Annotated in this window: 21 protein-coding genes; 15 read left to right on the top strand and 6 right to left on the bottom strand. The window is 61.3% G+C overall.

Annotated features, from left to right (window positions below):
* Window positions 1–25 precede the first annotated feature (25 nt).
* Both HCR76_RS09960 and HCR76_RS09955 read left to right on the top strand, forming a co-directional pair.
* Window positions 26–2,170, top strand: coding sequence for a DEAD/DEAH box helicase (locus tag HCR76_RS09960; protein ID WP_166992728.1), 2,145 nt, complete (start codon window positions 26–28; stop codon window positions 2,168–2,170).
* Window positions 2,170–2,535, top strand: coding sequence for a DUF6804 family protein (locus tag HCR76_RS09955; protein WP_166992731.1), 366 nt, complete (start codon window positions 2,170–2,172; stop codon window positions 2,533–2,535). Before HCR76_RS09960 ends, HCR76_RS09955 begins: the two co-directional genes overlap by 1 nt.
* On the opposite strand, the gene HCR76_RS09950 is transcribed toward HCR76_RS09955, so the two are convergent.
* Complete coding sequence (locus HCR76_RS09950) at window positions 2,536–2,805, bottom strand: mycoredoxin (protein WP_166992734.1); 270 nt, start codon at window positions 2,803–2,805, stop codon at window positions 2,536–2,538.
* Between the two features lie 170 nt (window positions 2,806–2,975).
* Between HCR76_RS09950 and HCR76_RS09945 the strand changes: the two genes are divergently transcribed.
* Genes HCR76_RS09945 through HCR76_RS09935 form a run of 3 tightly spaced genes read left to right on the top strand, consistent with a single transcriptional unit; the run spans window position 2,976 to window position 5,210 of the window.
* Window positions 2,976–3,719, top strand: a complete 744-nt coding sequence (locus HCR76_RS09945; protein ID WP_166992737.1) for a methionine ABC transporter ATP-binding protein — start codon at window positions 2,976–2,978, stop codon at window positions 3,717–3,719.
* Window positions 3,716–4,387 carry a methionine ABC transporter permease gene (locus tag HCR76_RS09940; RefSeq protein ID WP_166992740.1) on the top strand — a complete coding sequence of 224 codons (672 nt, stop codon included), beginning with the start codon at window positions 3,716–3,718 and terminating at the stop codon, window positions 4,385–4,387. Before HCR76_RS09945 ends, HCR76_RS09940 begins: the two co-directional genes overlap by 4 nt.
* A gap of 19 nt (window positions 4,388–4,406) precedes the next feature.
* Window positions 4,407–5,210 (top strand): MetQ/NlpA family ABC transporter substrate-binding protein, encoded by an 804-nt coding sequence (locus HCR76_RS09935; protein WP_166992743.1) that lies wholly within the window; start codon window positions 4,407–4,409, stop codon window positions 5,208–5,210.
* Between the two features lie 8 nt (window positions 5,211–5,218).
* Here HCR76_RS09935 and HCR76_RS09930 read toward each other — a convergent pair whose 3' ends face one another.
* Complete coding sequence (locus tag HCR76_RS09930) at window positions 5,219–6,448, bottom strand: beta-ketoacyl-[acyl-carrier-protein] synthase family protein (protein WP_166992746.1); 1,230 nt, start codon at window positions 6,446–6,448, stop codon at window positions 5,219–5,221.
* On the bottom strand, window positions 6,445–7,959 hold the full coding sequence (locus tag HCR76_RS09925) for a class I adenylate-forming enzyme family protein (protein WP_166992749.1): 1,515 nt from the start codon (window positions 7,957–7,959) through the stop codon (window positions 6,445–6,447). Before HCR76_RS09925 ends, HCR76_RS09930 begins: the two co-directional genes overlap by 4 nt.
* A gap of 144 nt (window positions 7,960–8,103) precedes the next feature.
* Here HCR76_RS09925 and HCR76_RS09920 point away from each other — a divergent pair, with 144 nt between their 5' ends.
* Window positions 8,104–9,132, top strand: a complete 1,029-nt coding sequence (locus HCR76_RS09920; protein ID WP_166992752.1) for a 6-phosphofructokinase — start codon at window positions 8,104–8,106, stop codon at window positions 9,130–9,132.
* A 62-nt stretch (window positions 9,133–9,194) separates the two neighbouring features.
* On the opposite strand, the gene HCR76_RS09915 is transcribed toward HCR76_RS09920, so the two are convergent.
* Complete coding sequence (locus HCR76_RS09915) at window positions 9,195–11,303, bottom strand: S9 family peptidase (RefSeq protein WP_166992755.1); 2,109 nt, start codon at window positions 11,301–11,303, stop codon at window positions 9,195–9,197.
* A 59-nt stretch (window positions 11,304–11,362) separates the two neighbouring features.
* Between HCR76_RS09915 and HCR76_RS09910 the strand changes: the two genes are divergently transcribed.
* The 3 genes from HCR76_RS09910 to HCR76_RS09900 all read left to right on the top strand — a co-directional run bounded on the left by HCR76_RS09910 (window position 11,363) and on the right by HCR76_RS09900 (window position 13,857).
* The gene (locus HCR76_RS09910) at window positions 11,363–12,202 is read left to right on the top strand and encodes an aldo/keto reductase (protein WP_166992758.1); all 840 of its coding nucleotides are present in this window, start codon (window positions 11,363–11,365) and stop codon (window positions 12,200–12,202) included.
* 150 nt (window positions 12,203–12,352) lie between these two features.
* Window positions 12,353–13,531, top strand: a complete 1,179-nt coding sequence (locus HCR76_RS09905) for an inorganic phosphate transporter (protein ID WP_166992761.1) — start codon at window positions 12,353–12,355, stop codon at window positions 13,529–13,531.
* Window positions 13,528–13,857: a peptidase gene (locus HCR76_RS09900; protein ID WP_166992763.1), complete on the top strand. Its 330-nt coding sequence runs from the start codon at window positions 13,528–13,530 to the stop codon at window positions 13,855–13,857. The genes HCR76_RS09905 and HCR76_RS09900 overlap by 4 nt, the downstream gene beginning before the upstream one ends.
* A 13-nt stretch (window positions 13,858–13,870) precedes the next feature.
* Here the strand turns inward: HCR76_RS09900 and HCR76_RS09895 are convergent, their stop codons facing one another.
* Window positions 13,871–15,151 (bottom strand): uracil-xanthine permease family protein, encoded by a 1,281-nt coding sequence (locus HCR76_RS09895; RefSeq protein ID WP_166992766.1) that lies wholly within the window; start codon window positions 15,149–15,151, stop codon window positions 13,871–13,873.
* A 169-nt stretch (window positions 15,152–15,320) separates the two neighbouring features.
* Here HCR76_RS09895 and HCR76_RS09890 point away from each other — a divergent pair, with 169 nt between their 5' ends.
* From HCR76_RS09890 to HCR76_RS09875, 4 genes are all read left to right on the top strand, one after another.
* Window positions 15,321–16,745: an NCS2 family permease gene (locus tag HCR76_RS09890; protein ID WP_342357068.1), complete on the top strand. Its 1,425-nt coding sequence runs from the start codon at window positions 15,321–15,323 to the stop codon at window positions 16,743–16,745.
* Between the two features lie 44 nt (window positions 16,746–16,789).
* On the top strand, window positions 16,790–18,265 hold the full coding sequence (locus tag HCR76_RS09885) for an aspartate ammonia-lyase (RefSeq protein ID WP_166992769.1): 1,476 nt from the start codon (window positions 16,790–16,792) through the stop codon (window positions 18,263–18,265).
* A 163-nt stretch (window positions 18,266–18,428) separates the two neighbouring features.
* Window positions 18,429–18,803 (top strand): FKBP-type peptidyl-prolyl cis-trans isomerase, encoded by a 375-nt coding sequence (locus HCR76_RS09880; RefSeq protein WP_166992969.1) that lies wholly within the window; start codon window positions 18,429–18,431, stop codon window positions 18,801–18,803.
* 5 nt (window positions 18,804–18,808) lie between these two features.
* Window positions 18,809–19,348, top strand: coding sequence for an adenine phosphoribosyltransferase (locus tag HCR76_RS09875; RefSeq protein ID WP_166992772.1), 540 nt, complete (start codon window positions 18,809–18,811; stop codon window positions 19,346–19,348).
* On the opposite strand, the gene HCR76_RS09870 is transcribed toward HCR76_RS09875, so the two are convergent.
* Window positions 19,333–20,511 (bottom strand): trans-sulfuration enzyme family protein, encoded by a 1,179-nt coding sequence (locus tag HCR76_RS09870; RefSeq protein ID WP_166992775.1) that lies wholly within the window; start codon window positions 20,509–20,511, stop codon window positions 19,333–19,335. The two genes, HCR76_RS09875 and HCR76_RS09870, sit on opposite strands and share 16 nt — an antisense overlap.
* A 108-nt stretch (window positions 20,512–20,619) precedes the next feature.
* On the opposite strand from HCR76_RS09870, the gene HCR76_RS09865 reads away from it, so the two are divergent.
* Together HCR76_RS09865 and HCR76_RS09860 are read left to right on the top strand one after the other, a co-directional pair.
* Window positions 20,620–21,096 (top strand): Lrp/AsnC family transcriptional regulator, encoded by a 477-nt coding sequence (locus tag HCR76_RS09865; RefSeq protein ID WP_235934327.1) that lies wholly within the window; start codon window positions 20,620–20,622, stop codon window positions 21,094–21,096.
* 45 nt (window positions 21,097–21,141) lie between these two features.
* Window positions 21,142–22,185, top strand: a complete 1,044-nt coding sequence (locus HCR76_RS09860; RefSeq protein ID WP_166992780.1) for an LLM class flavin-dependent oxidoreductase — start codon at window positions 21,142–21,144, stop codon at window positions 22,183–22,185.
* The last annotated feature ends 3 nt before the right edge of the window (window positions 22,186–22,188 follow it).

Here is a 22,188-nt window from a genome sequence, read left to right as displayed (position 1 = left end):
GGCATTTCGACTGCTCAGGAGGAGCATGCCGCACAACGGTCAACGCCGTGCATCCGGCCGAGGTTCATCACGAACCGCCGCACGCCACGATGACGACGCCCCCATCATCCCCATACTCGCCCGCAAGGTACGCGAGGTCGAGGCGAAGGCGCAAAAGGGCAAAGTGGGCCCGACGAACCGCACGAAGTTTCAGGTGATCGCCTTTCTTGTGCGGGAGGAACGCGCGCGAGTGAAGTCTGAAGAATCACTCAGCGATTCTGCGCGAGCCGAGCTGCTCAAGCGTCTCGATGGCGTCGCCACGATTCTCGCTAAGACCGCAGCGCGTGACACCTCGCTGATTAGTCTGCTCGAGGTCGACCAAGCGACGAGCCCCGTCGCTCAGCGAATGAGACGCGACTGGTTGATTGAGTCGGGCAAGGAATTGTCGCCGGATGAACTCATCATCACGGTCGAGCGGCCCACTGTGGAGCCCACGGTTCCCGCAGAGCTGGCCGAGAAGCAGGTTCTTCCGCAGTCGGTGAAGTCGAGACTTCGATCCAGTCCGTTCCTCGCACCCAACTTCAGTGGTGCGCGAGATTCAGACAGCGTGCGTCGTCGTCTTGACGGCTGGGAGCTCATGGGCCCCCTATACAAGGCATTCGAAGCCGGAGCGGGCGGAGGATCCGCCACAATGGAGCTGCCCGAGGCGCCGAAGCTCGACCGGCTAGCACCCAAAGGGCTCGAGATCATGCGACACCAGGCTCGCTTTGTTGAGAGCGTGCGTGGCGGCCACCGATCGTTCTTGCTCGCCGACGAACCGGGGCTGGGAAAGACAGCACAGTCGCTTCTCGCCGCATCGGTCGCAGATGCATACCCGCTGCTCGCCGTCGTTCCCAACGTCGTCAAGATGAACTGGGCACGTGAGGTTGAGCAATGGACTCCTCAGCGTCGCGTCACAGTGATCCACGGAGACGGCCGTGATGTCGACGCTTTCGCCGACGTGTTCGTCGTCAACTATGCGGTTCTCGATCGCCACCTGTCATGGCTCGGAACGCTCGGCTTCCGTGGAATGGTCGTTGATGAAGCGCACTTCATCAAGAACCTGCATTCGCAGCGTTCGCAGCACGTGCTGTCACTCGCGAACCGAATTCGCCAGAATGCGCCAGAGGGCGACCCCTTGCTCATGGCCCTCACGGGAACACCGCTCATCAACGACGTCGAGGACTTCAACGCCATCTGGCAGTTCCTCGGCTGGGTGAAAGACGGTAAGCCGACCGCAGAGCTCATGGCAAAACTCGACGCGACCGGACTCACTCCCGCAGACAATGGTTTCTATCGGGAGGCGCGTGAGGCAGTCATCAGCATGGGAATCGTGCGTCGACGCAAGATGGATGTTGCCAAGGATCTGCCGTCCAAGCGTGTCGCAGACCTTCCCGTCGAGCTCGATGACGACGAAGCACGATCTATTCGCGCAGCCGAGCGTGAGCTCGCTGAACGACTCATGGCTCGCTACCGGCGAATCATCGCGGCGCGAGGAGATGACACGTCCGTCGTTGACGACGACGTCATCCGGCTTGTTGCGCAGTCAGAGCTTGAGGAATCGCGGGGCGCGCGCGGTACAGAGAACGTGTTCACCATGGTGCGGCGCATTGGTAAGGCCAAGGCACAACTTGCCGCTGACTACGCGGGTCAGCTTGCTCGCTCGGTGGGCAAGGTCGTGTTTTTCGCCAAGCACATCGATGTGATGGATGCCGCAGAGCAGGCGTTCGAGCAGCAGGGAATCTCGACGGTCTCACTGCGTGGGGACCAATCTGCCCCGGCGAGACAACAGGCCGTCGACGCGTTCAATAACGACCCGAACGTTTCGATAGCCGTCTGCTCTCTGACGGCTGCCGGTGTGGGTGTCAATCTGCAGGCCGCATCCAACGTGGTTCTCGCCGAACTCTCGTGGACGGATGCGGAGCAGACTCAGGCAATTGACCGCGTTCACCGCATTGGGCAGGAAGAGCCCGTCACTGCATGGCGCATTATCGCCGCGCACACACTTGACACGAAGATCGCGGAGCTCATCGATTCGAAGAAGGGGCTCGCGTTGCGGGCACTCGACGGCGTTGACGCCGAGCCGGGTTCTCAAGATGCCGTGCAGTTGACTGCGCTCATTCACCTGCTTCGAGAAGCGCTCGAGGCCTGATGGCTCCGCCGAAGGGCCGCTATCCCGAGCGCACATTCACCCGACCGGCACTTGTGCCGTCAATCCTGGCGGCAATGGCGCTGATGGCGGGGGCCGCGTTGCTCGGCAATGAGTGGTTCATTATCGTGAGGTTCGCCGTGGCGATTCTCGTTGCGGTGATGGGGGTTTTCGCCGTTCAGGCCAAGGCCTACCACTGGCTTGTCATCGTCGTGCCGGTTGTGATCGCGTGGAACCCCGTGTTTCCGTTCGCGATGGGCGGAACCGGGTGGGCGATCGCCCACCTTGTCGTTCCGATCGCGCTCGTTGTCGCAGGCTTTTTGATCAAGGTGCCGGCGAAAGAGTCAGATCACCACCCTCGTCGCTGATTAGTGGGCGCCGAGTGATGCGAGCGTCTTCTGCACGTCAGCGAGTGACGGGTTCGTTGAAGCGCTGCCGTCGGGGTAGAGAACCGTCGGCACTGTTTGATTGCCGTCGTTCAGCTTTTCAACGAGAGCTGCAGCTCCCTCGACATCTTCGATGTTGATCTCCGAGTAGCCGATTCCTGCGCTTCGCAACTGAGTTTTGAGGCGGCTGCAATAGCCGCACCAGGTTGTGCTGAACATGGTGATCGAGCCAGCTTCAGGTGTGTAGTCCATGTACCAACACTAATCCGAGTGACGCACCATTGGGCCATGATGCCGTCGGGCGGAATTGCGCGGTCGAGCCGGCTTTTCATTGAAGTGCATTGCCCGGGGGGCATCCGGTACCCTCGTATACTTGGACGCGACCCAGTATTTGCTGGAATGACGAAGAACGGAGGCGACGGATGCTGCAGGCAACACCCGTCGCCGCGCTAGATGCTGTCACCGTGAGTTACGGGTCGACGAAGGCACTCGACAATGTCGACCTGACGATCGAGCGCGGCGAGATCATCGGCGTGATCGGCGAGTCTGGTGCTGGCAAGTCGACGCTTCTCGGAATTCTCGACGCCGTTGAACACCCGACGACCGGACGTGTACTCATCGAGGGAACAGACCCGAAAGAGCTCAGCGGGCGCGCCCGGCGTCAGCTTCGCCGCCGAATTGGGATGGTGTTTCAAGGATTCAACCTGCTGTCGAACCGCACGGTCAGGCAAAACATCGCCCTGCCTCTCAAACTTCAGCGGCGATCCGAGCCCACTCTCGTCACCGAGTTGCTCGACTATGTCGGGCTCAGTGACCACGCCGATCGGTACCCGGCACAACTGTCTGGAGGGCAGAAACAGCGGGTGGCCATCGCCCGCGCTCTCGTGACGCGTCCCGGTCTGCTGCTGTGCGATGAGCCGACGAGCGCGCTCGACACGCGAACGACAGCGGACATCCTCGATCTGCTCGCAGACACCCGACGCGACTTCGGCACGACGATCGTGCTCGTCACGCACGAGCTCGACGCCGTCGGTGCAATCTGCGATCGCGCCGCCATTCTCGAGCAGGGCGCGTTGAAGAGCATCCTTGCTGTTGCACCCTCCGCACGAGAGCGGCCTGAAGACACCAGCTACCTCGCACACGCACGGAGGGTGCTTGGGGCATGAACGAGGTGTTTGAATCGCTCGCGGCCAACGTCGACGAGATCGGGATTGCCGTGGCCGAGACAGGCTTCATGCTTGCCTTTTCTTTGGCAGCAGCTGTGATTCTCGGGCTGCCGCTCGGAGTGCTCATTTACCTGACACGGCCGGGCGGGCCTCAGGAGAAGCGACCGCTCTGGACCGTCGCCAACCTGTATGTGACCGTCGTTCGTTCCTTTCCCTTTCTGCTGTTTGTCGTTTTTCTCATTCCGCTCACGCGCCTCCTGTATGGAACAACATTCGGCACGGGCGCCGCGACCTTCCCGCTGTGCTTTGTCGGCGTCGCCCTCTACGCACGGCTCGTTGAGCAGATTCTTCTTGAGGTTCCGCCCGGAATTCTTCATGCCGCTCGATCGATGGGTGCGAGCTCGGCGCAGACGGTCGTGAGTTTTCTGCTCGTCGAGGCTCGTTCAGGACTCGTCTACGCACTGACGTCGGCCGCGATCAGCCTCATTTCGTATTCCACCGTCCTGGGCATCGTTGGCGGCGGCGGCCTCGGCGACTTTGCACTGCGCTACGGATACCAAGAGTACGACTATGCGCTCATGTACTCGACGATCGTCATCGTTATCGCGTGTGTTCTGCTGCTGCAGTTCGCGGGCGAGAAGGTGTCGGCCGCGCTCGACAAACGCTGACTTCCGATGAAAGGCTCCCATGAAAACGCGTACCCTCACAACCGCAGCACTTGCAGCGCTGCTCCTCGTCACGGCTGGTTGCAGCTCTGCGACAGCGGGAGGTGACGAAGCAGATACCGTCACCATCAAAGTGGCGGCGACAGTCACACCGATGACGGATGCTGTCAAGGCGGCAGCCGAGGTTATTGAAGACGGCTACGAGATCGAGCTGGTTCCAGTCTCCGACTACGTACAGCCGAATATTCTGTTGAAGAACAAGGAGATCGACGCCAACCTCGTGCAGTTCCCCTCCTTCATGCAGGAGTTCAACGTCAAGAACGATGCAGATCTCGTGGCTATTCAGCCGGTCTACAAGACCGTCGTTGCGTTCTACTCAAAGACGCTCTCGAGCCTGGAGGATCTGCCACAGGGCGGCAGCGTGGTGATACCGAACGACAAAGCGAACGCCGGGCGCGCCCTGCAAATGCTCGCCGACGCTGGCGTCATCACCCTCGACCCGAACGTTGAGCGTTTCGCGGCGAAGACGGACGACATCACAGAGAATCCTCTCGACGTGACCATCACCGAGGTGGGATTGATGCAGCTCAACACCGCATATGACGAGGCGGATGCTGTGTTCAACCTTCCTTCGTTCGCACGACAGCTGGAGCTTACGCCTGAAGATGACGGGCTCATGGTGGAGAAAGACAAGGCGTTCGAAGTGACAATGGCAGCTCGGCCGGACAACCAGGACTCGCCCGAGATCAAGGCACTGACCACGGCACTGACGAGCGACCACGTGCGTAAGACCCTCACAGACCTCGGAGTGCCGCCCGCTTTCTGAAAGGGCGACTAAAGGGTGCGAAGCAGCAGTGAGGCGTTGTGCCCACCGAACCCGAACGAATTCGTGAGAATCACAGAGACAGGGGACTGGCGTGCCTCATGCGCGACGACGTCAAGGTCGGGAAATTCCGGGTCGTCAAGGTTGATCGTCGGGGGGATCACGTTGTCCCTCATACCGAGCAACGACACAGCGGCCTCAAGGGCGCCCGCAGCTCCGAGCAGATGACCCGTCGTCGACTTGGTGGACGTGATGGGGACAGCACCGAGTGATTCGCCGAAGACCTCGCGCAGTGCCCGGGCTTCCATGGCGTCGTTGAGCGGGGTTCCCGTGCCGTGCGCGTTCACCTCATCGATTGCGCCCACCGACAGCTGAGCATCGTCAAGGGCGGATCGCATCGCGAAGATGGCTCCTCGGCCATCTGGTCTGGGAGCAGTGGGATGATGGGCGTCCGACGAGACACCGTATCCCGCGATCTCCCCGAGTGCCGAGGCGCCGCGCCTCGCGGCGTGCTCCTCTGACTCCACGAGGAGCGCGACGGCACCAGCAGACATGACAAACCCACTGCGGTGCCGGTCGAAGGGCCTGCTCGCTTGAGACGGAGCATCGGCAAACCCGGGCGCGAGCGCGCCGAGCGTAGAGTTCACGGCCAGGTTTACCCGGTTGAGGCAGTCGTCTGCGCCCACGACGAGCACAGCATCGGCGTACCCGTGACGAATCGTACGCAGAGCCTCTCCGAGTGCAACGGTGGCGCTGGCGCACGTTGCTGAAAGCCCGACACTCGAGCCGCGAGCATCGTACTTCTGGCTGAGGTAAGCAGCCGCGGCATCCGGCCCGCCATAGACGACGACCCCGGGCGGAATGCGCCGTGGCCCCTGCTCGTCAAGCGCTCGCGCGGCATTCTGGGTGAGCGTGACAGCTCCAGAACCGGTTGCGACCGTGATGCCAAACCGGTCGGGGCTAATCGGCGAGAAACCCTGCATCGCCTCGTTCGCCGCCGCAATCGCGTAGAGAGCGTGCGGGTCGAGTCGTCGCGAGTCGGAGCGAGAGACATGCATGAGCGGGTCAAACCCGCGCACCTCCCCGCCAACGGCAACGGCAAGATCCGAGACGTCGACAGCCTCGAACTCACGTATTCCGCTTCTGCCGGCCACAACGGCGTCCCACGTGGACGCCGCGTCGAGGCCGCACGGCGTCACCGCGCCGACGGCGGTCACGAGTGCACGCACGCCAGCGGTCATCGGCGCTCGGCCTGTCCGCGAATGAGAAGCTCGGCGACAGCGGCGCGACGAATCTTTCCTCCGGCCGTGCGAGGAAGTTCATCGACGCGGTAGTAGCGGTGCGGAACGAATTGCGGGGCGAGCAGCTGACGAAGCATCCGCTGCATCTGTGGTTTCGGCGGAATCTCCGTGCCCTCGATCGCCACAGCGATCAGCGAACCGAGCGACGGGTCAGGGACGGCGACGGCGCAGCAGATCTCGCACCCGGGGATAGTTGCGAGGGCCCGTTCAACCTGAGGGAGCGACACCTTGTGTCCCCCCGAGACGGCGATGTCGCCTGCCCGCCCAGCGAGCTCAATGACGCCGTGCGAATACGATGCCTGGTCATTGACGGTTGACCATCCGTCGTCGCCGGTGATGCGCTCGGAACTCGTCGAGGCGAGATAGCGTTCGACAGCGGACGCCACGCGAATGTAGAGGGTTCCGATCTCGCCGTCAGGAAGGGGAACGTCACCGTCTCTCACGCTGACCTCGACGCCGTCGAACGGCACAAGGCGTGTGCCGTCGTCGGAGTCGCTGTAACCGATGAACCCGATCTCGGAGGCACCGTAATAGCTTCGCAAGTGCGCGTCGGGTGCCGCCTTCTCGAACGTCCGCCGGATCGTCGCGCTTTGATTGGCGCCGCCCGTGATCACCTCGCGCAGCGACGTAAGCGACAGCCCGGCGTGCTCGGCCGCGCGCACGATTCCCAGCAACATAGAAGGAACACCGACGAAGCGCTCGATCTTCTCACGATCGATGGCCCGGGAGGCGGCGATGGCGTCGAATCCTGACTGCAGGTGAAGCGATCCGCCGGTCGCCATAACCTCCACGAGTGCGTAGAGCGTAAGGCTGTACGACACGGGCCCCGGAGCAATTGTCGCGAACCCGTCTTCGGCACCGAGGTAGGCACGGCTTATCACGACATTGTGGTCCCAGCTTTCGCGCGTGCGAACGAATCCCTTCGGCAGGTCCGTCGTTCCCGAGGTGAAGAGCAGCAGAAACGGTTCATCTCTGGGGCGCACCTCAGGACCGACAGAGACAGGGGCGGATGCGGCCACCGCGTCGAATTGCTCAAGTGAGATAGCCATGCCTGCCCAGGAGTCGAGAGCGGCGAGGCTCTGTTCGAATGACGAATCGTCGGTGATCACGAGTGAGGCATCGACTCTCCGGATGATCTCCGAACGGTGCGATGCGGGCCACAACGGGTCGAGAACGGCAATGATCGCGCGAAACCCGTTTGCGCCGCACAGGAATCGCGCACTGTCGATGGCGCGCGAGAGCGACACCGCAATGATGGGAAGACCCGCTGTCTCGTCGGTTCGCTCTGGCCGTATGCTCGGTGATTGCGCGAGCAGCTTTTCTGCGCCGCTGCGAACGAGCGTGCAGGCATCACGCAGTTGCCTGTAGGTGTAGCGCTCCCCATCACCCGAGAGGGCAAGTCGTTCGGGAGCAGATTCGGAGACCGCGAGTATGGTGCGTGTGAACGGCATAGTTCGAGCTTAGTTTGGCGTCGCCCAGAGTGCCGAGTGCAGCCATCAATGTTTAAGCTGAGCCTCAGTAGCGCTATTGTCGTGTGGTGAAGCAACGGCGCTGACCCTGTTCATTCCCCCGACCAAGAGGAACGAGACTATTTCATGAGAATCGGCGTACTCACCAGCGGCGGCGACTGCCCGGGCCTGAACGCGGTGATCCGCGGTGCAGTGCTCAAGGGCACGAAGATCCATAACCAGGAGTTCGTCGGTATTCGAGACGGCTGGAAGGGCGTCGTCGAGGGTCTTACGATGCCGCTCGACCGTCACAGCGTGCGGGGTCTGAGCAAACAGGGCGGTACCATCCTGGGTACAAGCCGCACAAACCCTTTTGAGGGCCCGCACGGTGGGCCAGAGAATGTTCAGGCGACGCTTGACCGCATCGGGGTAGACGCCCTGATCGCCATCGGCGGCGAAGGCACTCTCGCAGCCGCCAAGCGACTCACCGACGCGGGGCTCAATATCGTCGGAGTCCCCAAGACAATCGACAACGATCTGGACGCGACGGACTACTCGTTCGGGTTCGACACGGCGGTCGAAATCGCAACGGAGGCCATCGACAGGCTCCGCACGACGGGAGAATCGCACAAGCGATGCATGGTCGTCGAGGTCATGGGACGACACGTCGGCTGGATTGCCCTCCACGCGGGCATGGCAGCGGGCGCTCATGCGATTCTCATTCCAGAGCGTCCTCAGTCAATGGATCAGATTGTGCAGTGGGTGCAGTCTGTTGCCGATCGTGGTCGGGCACCCGTCGTCGTGGTCTCCGAGGGCTTCACGCTCGACACCATGGAAACCGCGCACTCCGAGAAGGGACTCGACGCCTTCAACAGGCCCCGCCTTGGCGGCATCGCCGATGTTCTCGCACCCGAGATCGAGTCCCGCACAGGCATCGAATCCCGTGGCACGGTTCTTGGCCATTTGCAGCGCGGGGGCGTTCCCAGCGCCTATGACCGCGTGCTCGCGACGCGACTCGGCATGGCTGCCATCGATTCGGTCATGAACGGCGAGTGGGGCACGATGCTTGCCCTCCACGGCACCGATGTCGTCAATGTGCCGTTTGAGCAGGCGCTCGGCGGGCTGAAGACGGTTCCGCAGGATCGCTACGACGAGGCAGCGATCCTCTTCGGCTGAACCTCACACTGCGCACGCGGGCCCCTGGCTATCCCAGGGGCCCGCGTTATGCCTCACGACAGTCAGGAGGCGAGTTTCGATTCTGCGCAGCCGAGCGCGTCGAGAATCCAGGCCATCTCCCATGCCCGCTCCTGCCAGCCTGCATACCGTCCGCTCACTCCGCCGTGGCCAGCGTGCATCTCAGTGCGCAGAAGTGCGGGAGCCCCCACCTCTCGCAGACGAGCCACCCACTTCGCCGGCTCCGCATAGAAGACGCGGGTGTCGTTGAGACTCGTCGTCGCAAGAATACGGGGGTACGCGACATCCTCTCGCACATTCTCGTACGGCGAGTACGATTTCATGTACGCGTAGACGTCGGCGTCGTGCAGCGGATCGCCCCATTCGTCCCACTCGATCACGGTCAACGGAAGCTCGGGGTTAAGAATCGTCGTCAGGGCATCGACGAACGGAACTGAGGCGTGCACGCCGGCGAAAAGCTCCGGGGCGAGATTGAGCATGGCGCCCATCAGCAGACCGCCGGCGCTGCCACCCTCAGCGACAAGCCGATCGGGTGTCGTTAGGCCCGAGTCGATGAGGTGCTTGGCGCTGTCGATGAAGTCTGTGAATGAGTTCTTCTTGTGAAGCAGCTTGCCGTGTTCGTACCAGCTGCGGCCGAGTTCACCGCCGCCGCGCACGTGCGCGATGGCGAAGGTGACTCCGCGGTCCAGAAGCGAGAGGCGCGCAATCGAGAACCCGGGGTTCATGCTCGCCTCGTATGATCCGTACCCGTAAAGCAGAAGAGGGCCGGATGCCGCATCGCGACGCCGCACGATTGAGATCGGCACGCGTGTTCCATCATGCGCTGTCGCCCAGTCACGGAACTGTACGTAATTGGCTGTGTCGAATGTGCCGAGCACGGGCTGCTGCTTGAGAAGCGTGAGTTCTCCCGACGCCGGCTGCAGTGAATAGACGGTGGCCGGAGTCACGAATGACGTGTAGCTCAGGCGAAGTGCAGGCTGTTCCCATTCAGGATTGCCCCCGAACCCGACCGTGTACAGCGGCTCAGCGAACTCAACGGGCTCGATCGTCAGGTTATCCAGTGTCGATGCGTTGTCGAGTTCGATCGTTCCGATTCGGGTCAAACCCTCGGCGCGATACTCAACCGCCAGACGATCGCGAAATGCCTCCACCGACTCAAGACGAACATCCTCGCTGTGGGCAAGAACAGTCACACCCGACTCTGGATCTCCCAGCGCGTCAGCGTCGATCCCGACAAGCTCGAAGTTCTCTGCATTCCGATTGTGCAGGATCAGCAACGTGGAACGCCCGCCGATGACAGCGTGCTCAACCTCGTATTCCACTCCCTCTCTGCGTGGCCAGACGACGCGCGGCTCACCGTCAGGAGTCTCGCCGTCGATCAGCAGCCACTCGCTGGTCACGTTGGAGCCGAGCGCAATCACGATGTAGCGACCGCTCCGGGTCACGCCAACGCCAGCCCAGAATCGGTCGTCCGGTTCGTGGTAGACACGCTCGTCGTCTTCTGCAGGCGTTCCCACGCGATGACGCCACACCGTATCTGGGCGCCACGCATCGTCGACAGTCGTATAGAACACCCACTCGCCATCGGGGGAGAAGACGGCACCAGAGAACGTTCCGGGCACATCGTCTACGCCGTCGCGCCCTGTGGTCAGATCACGGATGCGCAGCGTGTACCGCTCGTCTCCCACCGTGTCGGTGGCGTACAGCATCCGATGCCCGTCCCGTGTGATGTCGAATGAGCCAAGGCGGTAGAACTCGTGCCCCGCAGACTCGGAGTTATCGTCGAGAACAATGTGCTCGCCCTCCACATCACCGTTCTGCGTGTTCGGTGGAGTCCAATCATGAGCCGGAGCACGCATGTGGCTCGCGTATTGCTTGCCCGCGAACGTGCGTGAGTAGTACCACCAATCGCCCTCTCTCACGGGAACCGAGAGGTCTGTCTCCTGAGTATGCGACTTGATCTCCTCGTAGAGGGCTTTGCGCAAAGGGGCAAGATGTTCCGTCTCGGACTCGGCAAAGGTGTTCTCTCGATTCAGATAGTCGAGAACGTCCGGATGATCTTTGTCGCTCAACCAATGGTAGGGATCGTTGACGGTGTCGCCATGATGAGTTCTCGCGTGGTCGCGGCGAGGTGCGCGAGGTGCATCTGTCATGCGTCAACGCTATCCGCTCTCCGTCGAGAATCAGTCGGTTGACCGTCTACGGTGGAGGCATGACTGGGAACACTATGCGCCAACTTCGAGATGAGACATCGCTGCCCGCCATCGGCTTCGGCACGTACCCGCTCCGCGGCAATGAAGGAACGGATGCTGTGCTGTCCGCACTCGATGCGGGCTATCGACTTCTCGATACGGCTGTCAATTACAAGAATGAGGATGCCGTCGGTCGTGCGCTCGCCGAGACACACGTTCATCGCTCAGACATCACGGTGACAACGAAGCTCCCCGGTCGTCACCACGGCTACGATGCAACGCTCGAATCGTTTGAATCGTCTCGGCGCTTGCTCGGAGTCGACGTCATCGACCTCTATCTTATCCATTGGCCGAACCCGAGTGTGGATAAATACGTCGACTCGTGGAAGGCAATGATCGATCTGCAGAAGGACGGTCTTGTTCGTTCGATCGGCGTGTCAAACTTCACCATCGACTTCCTCACTCGGCTTGCTGCTGAGACCGGTGTTCTCCCCGCCGTCAACCAGGTGGAGCTTCACCCGTACTTTCCGCAAGAATCCCTCGTTGACTTCCACGCGAAGCACGACATCGTCACCGAAGCGTGGAGTCCTCTGGGCAAAGCGGCAGCGCCATACAATGAGAAGGTGATCGTCGACATTGCAGCACAACACGGCGTCACACCGGTCCAGGCAGTATTGCGCTGGCACCTCGAGCGAGGCGTCGTGCCGATCCCGAAGTCGGCCGATCCTGACAGGCAGCGGCAGAACCTCGACGTTTTCGGGTTCTCGCTCAGTGCTGACGAGGTCGAAGCGATTTCTGCACTGGCAACCCTCGATGGTCGGCTGTTCGGCGGCGATCCGACGGTGCACGAAGAAATGTGATCGACGGCATCGGCCTGAGTTGACCGACATGGCTCACGGGTGCAAGACTCGGTTACGCCCGCCTCAACAGCGGGTGTCTACAAGCCGACGTCCTCGTTTGCCGACGAGGAACGACGTTCGTGCACCGGCTACGAATCAGAGACTCTACTGGTGGAAATAACCTCCCTCGTCGTCATTCTCGTTATCGCGTTCGCGTTGTTCTTCGACTTCACGAACGGCTTTCACGACACCGCAAACGCCATGGCCACCCCGATCGCGACGGGTGCTATGAAGCCGAAGGTAGCCGTTACCGTCGCGGCAATCCTCAACCTTGTCGGTGCGTTCTTGTCGACAGAGGTTGCACGCACAATCTCCGGCGGCATTATTCGTGAGGGTGACGCCGGAGTTCTGATCACCCCCGCGCTGATCTTCGCCGGTCTGCTCGGCGCGATTGTCTGGAACATGTTGACGTGGGTTCTCGGGCTTCCCTCGAGCTCATCGCACGCGCTGTTCGGCGGTCTCATCGGGGCTGCGCTCGTGGGAGTGGGAATCCACGCCGTCGATTTCGGGGTGATGCTGTCGAAGGTGATTCTGCCGGCGCTGATCGCGCCGCTCACCGCGGGGATCATTGCTTTCGTCGCCACTCGCCTGGCCTACGCCATGACCCGGCGATACGACAAGAAGGCGGACGGGCGAAGCGGTTTCCGATTCGGACAGATCTTCACATCGTCCCTCGTTGCCCTCTCCCACGGAACAAATGACGCCCAGAAAACAATGGGCATCATTACGCTGACACTTATTGCAGTCGGGTCGCAGGGTGCCGGCACGGGCCCGCAATTCTGGGTGATCCTGGTGTGCGCCGTCGCGATTGCACTGGGAACGTACATTGGTGGCTGGCGAATCATCAAGACGCTGGGAACCGGTCTCACCGAGGTCAAGCCGGCCCAAGGGTTTGCAGCCGAGGCCTCGACCGCAGCGACGATTCTCGCCTCAAGCCACCTCGGCTTCGCACTCTCAACAACGCAGGTCGCGTCTGGCTCAGTTATCGGCTCTGGACTGGGGCGTCGGGGGTCGAAGGTGCGCTGGGGGACAGCTGGTCGTATCGCCATCGGCTGGCTGCTGACGCTTCCTTCCGCAGCCATCGTCGGGGCGGCAGCCGCGCTTCTTGCCGGGATCGGCCCGGCGGGACTCCTGATCGACACAGTGCTCGGCGTGGTGATCGTCCTCGGAATCTACCTCTGGTCGCGACGCGAGAAGATCGACCACACGAATGCTGTCGCCGATATCGCCGCATCGGGCACCGCTGTGAAGATCTCAAAGTCTGGCCGCAAAAAGAAGGCGAAGAAATGATCGACTGGCTCGCGTTCCTCATTGTCTTCATCACCGCGCTTGTCGCTGCTGTCGTCGTTGTCGGGCTGTACGCTCTCGGACTCAGACTGCTGGTCTCGGCCGGGCGTGCTCCCCTCGTCGCACCAGCTGAGTTCACTGACGCGATTACCGTGATGTCCGAAAAGAAGCGTCTGCGCGAAGAGAAACGCGTTGAGAAGGCTACGCGGAAGAATCCGCTGAGCCCTGCGCAACGCAGGGCCGCCCGCGTCGCCGCATACGCGTGTTTCGCATGTTGCTCAGCGGCAGTTGTGTACGGAATCTATCTGATCGTCCCGCTGCTCCACTGACCGCCCGCCAAGGCTAGTTTGTTCCTCGCCATCGTCCGATCCACGTCATGCCGTGGTAGATCACAATCGCAGCGATCGTTCCGAACGCGATCCCGTTAAACGTGACCCCCGACGCTTCATCACTCCAAATGAAATTGGCGATACCGATGATGAGCGCCGTCGCGGCGGTGAACTGGTTCACCGGCTTGCTGAAATCGACCGTGTTGTCCATCCAGATCTTGACGCCGATAATGCCGATCATTCCATAGAGAGCCGTGGTCACTCCGCCCAGAACCCCTGATGGAATCGTGTCAATGACGGCACCGAATTTGGGGGAGAGCGACAGGATGATTGCAAAGAGGCCGGCAACCCAGTACGCGGCAGTCGAGTAGATGCGTGTGGCGGCCATGACACCGATATTTTCACCGTACGTCGTCGTGGCGGAGCCACCGCCTGCTCCAGCGAGCATTGTGGCGAGGCCATCAGCGAGTAGGCCCCGGCCGGTCTGGGCGTTGACTGACGGGTCAGTCATCTGCGCGACTCCGCGAATGTGGCCGACATTCTCCGCGACGAGCACGAGGACGACCGGAAGGAACGCGGGAAGTAGACCCCAGAGTTCCGGATTCGTCACCGGATTGGCTGGGAACGTGAGGGAGGGCAATCCGAACCACGGAGCAGATTCGACGGTAGCGAAGTCAATTTCGCCTCGGATCGTTGCGCACACATACCCGACGACGACGCCGATGAAGATGGAAAGTCGTCCGAGGATTCCGCGGAACAGCACAGACGAGATCACGACAGCAGCGAGGGTCACCGTAGCGCTCACGGGTGCGAGTTGGTAATTTTTCCACGCCTCAGGGCCGAGGTTGAAGCCGATGAGCGCAACGATTGACCCAGCGACGACGGGAGGCATGACAGCGTCAATCCATCCCGATCCCACCCACTGAACTATGGCGCCCACGATCGCGAGCAGGAGACCGACAGCAATAATGCCGAACTGCGCGGCTCCCATGCTGTGTGTGGCCGTAGCGGCGGTGATGGGGGCAATGAACGCGAATGACGAGCCGAGGTAGCTGGGCAAACGATTCTGCGTAATGATCAGAAAGAGGAGAGTTCCGATTCCGGAGAACAGAAGCGTTGTGCTCGGGCTGAACCCGGTAAGCACCGGAACGAGAAACGTCGCGCCGAACATCGCGACAACGTGCTGTGCGCCGATTCCGATTGTTCTCGGCCAGCTGAGCCGCTCGGACGGCCCGACGACGTCTTGAGCATCGACGTTCTTGCCGTCACCGTGCAGAATCCAGGGAAGTCGCATGCGTTCTCGCTCTCGATCGCGGGGGTACGCCGTGTGACCCCGATGACACCGTATCGGGCGCTCCGAATCATCGTCGGAGGCACCACGTGGCAATAGGATATTCGTCGGCGGCCGATAGCCGTACTTTGAGTAAATCGGACGACTGACGTCGTCCAGGAGGGAGCGCCGCGTGGCCATCGAGACCGCGACGCCAGGCCGTATTGACCGTTTCTTCGAGATCAGCAAGCGGGGCTCTTCTGTCGGTGCCGAGTTGCGCGGAGGCCTGGTCACCTTTGTAGCGATGGCCTACATCGTTGTGCTCAACCCGATCATTCTGTCGTCGGGGACCGATGTCTCCGGCTCCACGCTCGACTTCGCGCAGCTTTCGGCGGTGACGGCGTTTACCGCCGGGCTGATGACGATTCTCTTCGGGGTCGTTGCGCGCCTTCCGTTCGCATTCGCAGCTGGCCTCGGAATCAACTCCTTCCTGGCTTTCAGCGTCGTAGGGGAGGTGACCTGGGCCGAGGCGATGGGCCTCGTCGTGATCAACGGGATCATCATCGTTGTTCTCGCGGCAACGGGGCTCCGGCGCATGATCTTCGATGCCGTTCCGATGCAGCTGAAAATCTCAATCACCGTCGGAATCGGCGTCTTCATCGCATTCATCGGTCTTGTGAACGCTGGTTTCGTCACGTCGACTGGGGAAGCGTCTCCGCCCGTTGGACTTGGCGTGGACGGGTCGGTGGCAACAGGGCCGACCGTTGTCTTCGTCGTCACACTGCTCATCTCCGGAGTGCTCGTAGCCCGACGAATCAAGGGCGGACTGCTGATCGGCATCCTCGTGGGAACGATCGTGGCGATGATCGTCGAATCGATCTTCCGCCTCGGTTCGTCAGCAGATTCACCCGGTGGGTGGAGCCTCGCGGTCCCCACCCTGCCATCGAGCGTCTTCAGCCTTCCCGATCTTGGACTGATTGGCAATGTGTCATTCGGCAGCTTCGAGCGGATCGGCGTGCTCGCCGCACTCATGCTCGTCTTCACGCTCGTATTCACAAACTTCTTCGATGCGATGGGCACGATGACCGGCCTCTCGAAAGAAGCAGGACTCGCCGACGAACGAGGAACGTTCCCCCGTCTGAAATCGGCGCTTGTCGTTGAGGGCATCGGCGCGATCGCCGGTGGCCTCACGTCTGGGTCGTCCAACACCGTCTTCGTCGAATCGGGAGCAGGAATCGGCGAGGGCGCTCGCACAGGACTGGCCAACGTTGTGACCGGCGTGCTGTTTCTCCTCGCGATGTTCCTCACTCCACTGACGGGCATCGTTCCGAGCGAAGTGGCGGCTGCAGCGCTCGTCGTCGTCGGTGGAATGATGATGTCGCAGATTCGCGAGATCCAATGGACGGACTTCTCGATCACGCTTCCGGTGTTCCTGACCGTCGCCATCATGCCGCTCACCTATTCCATTGCCAATGGCATCGGTGCGGGCTTCATCTCCTGGGTGGTAGTGCGGTCGCTCTCAGGAAAAGCGCGAGAGATCAGCCCGCTGCTCTGGATCGTCTCGCTCGGGTTCGTCGTGTATTTCGCACGCGGTCCGATTGAGGCGCTTCTCGGCTGAGACGGGCGCCCGGATCCCTGCAAAACGCCGGTAGAGTCGCTGTCATGAGCGAACGGCCGACACGAACGGAAACCGACTCTCTCGGATCGATGGAGATCCCCAGCCACGCATACTGGGGCATCCATACCGCGAGAGCATTCGAGAACTTTGACATCTCCAAGCGACCGATCTCGGTGTACCCGCACCTGATCGTCGCCCTCGCCTCAGTGAAACAGGCTGCTGCACGGGCAAACACTGAATTGGGTGCACTGAACGCGGAGAAAGCAGATCTCATCGACCGTGCGTGCCAGCGTGTGATTGACGGTGAATTTCACGAGGAGTTCTGCGTCGGCGTGATTCAGGGTGGCGCGGGAACTTCGACGAATATGAACGCGAACGAGGTGATCACCAATGTCGCTCTTGAGATGGCCGGTCGGCAGAAGGGTGACTACGCCTTCATCTCGCCCTACGACCACACGAACCGCAGTCAATCAACGAACGATGTGTATCCGACGGCAATCAAGATTGCTCTGGCGAGGTCGCTGACTGACCTGCTCGACGAACTTGAGCTGCTTCGGCAGTCGTTTGCGCTGAAGGGGCAAGAGTTCCGACACGTGCTCAAGGTGGGAAGAACCCAGCTTCAGGATGCTGTCCCCATGACGCTCGGACAAGAATTCCATGGTTTCGCCACGACACTCGGCGAAGACCACAAGCGTCTCGCCGAAACGATCTGGCTGCTGGCCGAGATCAACCTCGGTGCGACAGCAATCGGAACCGGAATCACCGCTGACCCGCGGTATGCGTCGGTCGTCGTGCGTCACCTCAATGACATCACCGGATTGAAGCTCGAGACTGCTCCCGACCTTGTCGAGTCGACGAGCGATGCTGGTGCATTCATGTCGTTCAGCAGCGCACTCAAGCGCTCTGCGATCAAGCTCTCAAAGATCTGCAACGACCTTCGCCTTCTCTCCAGCGGCCCGCAGGCAGGTTTCGGTGAGATCAACCTGCCCGCGAAGCAAGCTGGCTCGTCGATCATGCCGGGCAAGGTGAATCCCGTGATTCCCGAGGTCATGAATCAGATCGCCTTCTCCGTTGTCGGAGCCGATACCACGGTGACGATGGCGGCGGAGGGTGGACAGCTGCAGCTCAACGCCTTTGAGCCGGTCATCGCCCACTCGCTCCTGCAGAGCATTCTCTGGATGGCACGAGGCTGCGAGACCCTTCGTGTGAATGCAGTCGATGGCATCACGGCGAATGAAGATCGTCTTGAAACTATGGTCGGAACCTCGGTCGGCGTTGTCACGGCCCTCACGCCGTTCATCGGCTACACCGCGGCTGCAGCATTGGCAAAGACGGCTCTCCTGACTAACCGCAATATCGCCGATCTCGTCGTCGAGGCAGATCTGATGACACGTGAAGAAGTGACAAAGCAGCTCTCACCGGCACGGCTTTCAGGTCTCGAAGCGATCACCACAGCGATCCCGATCATCGACAACGGATCGGTGGCCACGGCAGTAGGCGGCGAAGCTACCGACTCCTGACACAGGGCTTAACGTCCTCATCGCCCGGTGTTCGCGGCTTTACCTGCGAATCGGACCGGGCGATGAGTTTGTCCCTTAAGAATGCCTCTGACCCTCACAGAAATCAAGCATCATGATGGACTCTCAGGTTGCCGCGGCCACGGAGGTCGGCTTTGATGGAGCTATGACCGAATCGAACAAGACAAAGCCAGAGGTCGATGCACCCGTCGGCCCCGCCCCAGAATCTCTGCAGGTCGTCGACATTGAGGTGGGCGAGGGCGACGAAGCACAGGTATCGTCGACCGTTGACGTGCACTATCTCGGGGTCTCGTATGACAGCGGCGAAGAATTCGACTCGTCGTGGAGTCGTGGCCAAAGCATCAACTTTCCGCTGCGCAATCTGATTGCCGGATGGCAGGAAGGAATCCCTGGCATGCGGGTCGGCGGACGCCGCCAGCTCACCGTGCCGCCCAACCTCGCCTATGGCCCGGCCGGGGGAGGGCATCCGCTCTCTGGCCAGACACTGATCTTCATCATCGATCTTCTCGGGGTGCGGTAGCGCCGGTGAACGTCTCCACCCGAGTTCTTGAACTCAGCGAGACGATCCCGGACTTTCCGAAGCCCGGGATCGTCTTTCGTGACCTCACGCCGGCTTTCGCCGATCCAGAGACGTTCCGGGCGATTGTCGACGAGCTGGGCGCCGACGTCACTGGCGGGTTCGACGTTGTCGCCGGTATCGAGGCACGTGGGTTCCTTCTCGCCTCCGCGATTGCGTACGCGACGCGGACTCGCCTTTTTCCAATTCGCAAGCAAGGCAAGCTTCCCGGTGATGTTCTGAGTGAGGACTACGCGCTCGAATACGGCGCAGCGTCGCTTGAGGTCAACCCGTCAAATCTTCCGCAGGGATCGCGCGTTCTCATCGTCGACGATGTTCTCGCGACAGGCGGCAGCTGCCGTGCCGCGGCGCGACTCGTCGAACGTTCGGGTTCAACAGTCGCTGGAATCGGCATAGTGCTCGCGCTCGATGGACTCGGCGGTGTCGATGCGCTGAGGGACTACGACGTGAGCGTTCTGCTCACAGAGCCCACTCAGCCCATCGCCTGATCGAGCGCCTGCAGCAGATCCTGCTCCAGATCACGGGCATCTTCGAGGCCGACGGAAACCCGCACGATTCCCTCACCCGGCTTCGCTTCTGCAGCTACCGGTCGGTGCGTCAGGGAAGCGGGATGCTGCACGAGCGAATCGATCCCCCCGAGTGACACGGCATGGCATGCGATACGCACGGCGTCGACAAAGCGTGATGCCGCAGCGAAGCCTCCCGTGAGTTCCAGGGCGAAAAGTGACCCCGGACCGGTCATCTGACGCGAGACGGTTTCGGCGATACTCCCCGTGGCCAAGCCCGGGTAGCGAATCGTGGCTACAGCGGGATGATCACGAAGGCTATGGGCGAGCGCACGCGTTGTTTCTTGCTGCGCTCGCACGCGCACAGGAAGTGTGCGCAAGCCCCTCTGCAGCAGATAAGCAGCGGAAGGATGCAGCAGCGCCCCCGTGAGCGCACGCACATGCCTGAGCCTGCGCATCCAATCTTCTGGACCCGCAACGACCCCGCCCATGACATCGCCGTGGCCACCGAGAAACTTTGTCGCACTGTGAAGCACGAGAGTTGCTCCGAACTCGAGCGGACGCTGGAGCACCGGTGTGGCGAAGGTGTTATCGACGAGCACCGGAACATCCCCCGCACGTTTCGCAACGTCAGCGATATCGACGATATCGAGCGTCGGGTTTGCTGGCGTCTCGCACACAATGAGCGCGGTTTCGGAGGTGACAATCTCGGCAATCGAGTCGGGAGTTGCCCAACTGACACGTGTTCCGAGCATCCCACTGTCCAGAACATGATCCGTTCCCCCGTAGAGCGGCCTGAGCGCGACGACGTGCGAACGTCCAGCCGACACGACGGCGGTCAGAATCGCCGTGAGCGCAGCCATGCCCGTGCTGAAGGCCACGGCGGACTCTGCGCCCTCGAGACCCGCAAGCGAGCGCTCGAAGCGGGCGACGCCGTCATTCCAGAGGCGCTGGTATACGGGCGAGTCGTCAGTGCCGAGTATGCCGCCGGAGGCCAGGTTCTCGTAGGAGTCCCCGCCAGAGGCCACCCCGGCGAGAGAACTTGTCGTCGAGAGGTCGATCGGGGGCACATGTCCTCCCGCCTCTCTGATCGATTCCATGCCGCCGTGCACGGCTCGTGTGTCAAAGCGAACGTCACTGTCCATGCTGTGATTAAGACAGGATCTGTGGCAATCTTCAAGGGAAGTTGAAGTTTCATTGAAACTACGCCCCCAACAGAAAGAAACTTCAAAGATTCCCCGAGAGGTATGACAATGACGCACAAACCACAACTCGATTCGACCGACAGGGCGCTTCTCAAGGCGCTCTCCGTGAATGCGCGGGCCTCGGGCTCGCAGCTTGCCGGAGAACTCGGGATCGCCGAGTCGACAGTTTCGCTTCGGCTGAAGCGACTACAGCGATCCGGCGACATTACGGGTTACTACGCCGATATCGACCTCGCGGTACTCGGAGCACCCATCCAGGCAGTCATCGCGATTCAGCTCACCCAGCATGATCGTTCTGATATCGAGGCGTTTCGCCGCGAGGTGACCATGTGGCCCGGCGTCCTCTCACTGTTTCACCTCGGTGGCCGAGATGACTACCTTCTGCATGTCGCTGCACGCAGCACGACGGAGCTCAGGGACTTCGTCGTGAAGTACGTGACTGGACACACTGTCGTTGCGCACTCGGAGACGAATATCGTCTTCGAGCATGTCAAGGGATCGGGCTGGCAAGAACTTCTCGATTGAATCGTGTGGGAATGAAACGACGCGTGGCGCGTGTTGCAGTCAGTGATGAAACTCTCGGTGCTTGATCTCATTCCCGTCCGTTCGCGTCAGACCACAGCGCAGGCCCTCCGGGCCTCAACACGGCTCGCCCAGAGAGCGGATGCTCTTGGCTACACCCGCTACTGGGTAGCTGAACATCACAATATGAAGGCTGTGGCGTCGACAAACCCGGCAGTGCTCATCGCTTTGCTGGCCTCTCGCACCGAGAAGATCCGGGTCGGGTCAGGCGGCGTGATGCTTCCTAACCATGCCCCGCTCGTTGTCGCCGAGCAGTTCGCATTGCTTGAAGCGGCAGCGCCCGGACGGATCGATCTCGGTATCGGTCGAGCTCCGGGAAGCGACCCTGTCGTGACAGCCGTGTTGTCGCAATCGGGTGCGACAAGCGACGTGAGCCGATTTCCCGCCAACGTCAGCGACATCATTGCATTGTTGAGCAGCGACGGCGCCAACGTGGAGTTGACGAGCGGGTCAGAGTATGGCTTGCGCTCGACACCGTTACCTGAGGGCGCGCCGCCGGTGTGGCTCCTTGGCTCCAGCGACTATTCGGCAACGCTCGCCGCCTCGTTTGGACTGCCGTACGTTTTCGCCAATCACTTCGCCGGGGCGGGCGCGGAGCGTGCGCTTGATCTCTATCGCAATCAGTTCACTCCCTCCGCTTACGCCGATAAGCCGACAACGTTCATGACGGCGAACGCAGTCGTCGCTGAGACGGCAGACGAGGCATACGCTCAGGCACTGCCGAATCTGCAGCAGATGGCTCGATTGCGTACAAACAAGCCGATGGCCGCCGTCTCGACTATCGAAGAGGCCGAAGCCACAGAGACAGACGCCTTGACTGAGGAGTTCATGCAGCAGGCGATCACGGGTTACATCATCGGTGACCCGGCGACCGCGGCGGCGAAGGCCCGTGCTCTTGCCGCGCAATACGGGGTCGATGAGCTGATGATCTCACCCGTTGCTGGTGCTCACGATTCTGAGCCTCTTGATGCTGTGCCCGCTCGGGAACGCACGATCGAACTGCTCGCAGAGACGCTGCTCGATTCCGCGTGACCG

The sequence above is a fragment of the Paramicrobacterium chengjingii genome, from assembly GCF_011751765.2.
GTDB lineage: Bacteria > Actinomycetota > Actinomycetes > Actinomycetales > Microbacteriaceae > Paramicrobacterium > Paramicrobacterium chengjingii.
This window is presented reverse-complemented; position numbering and strand designations above follow the sequence as displayed.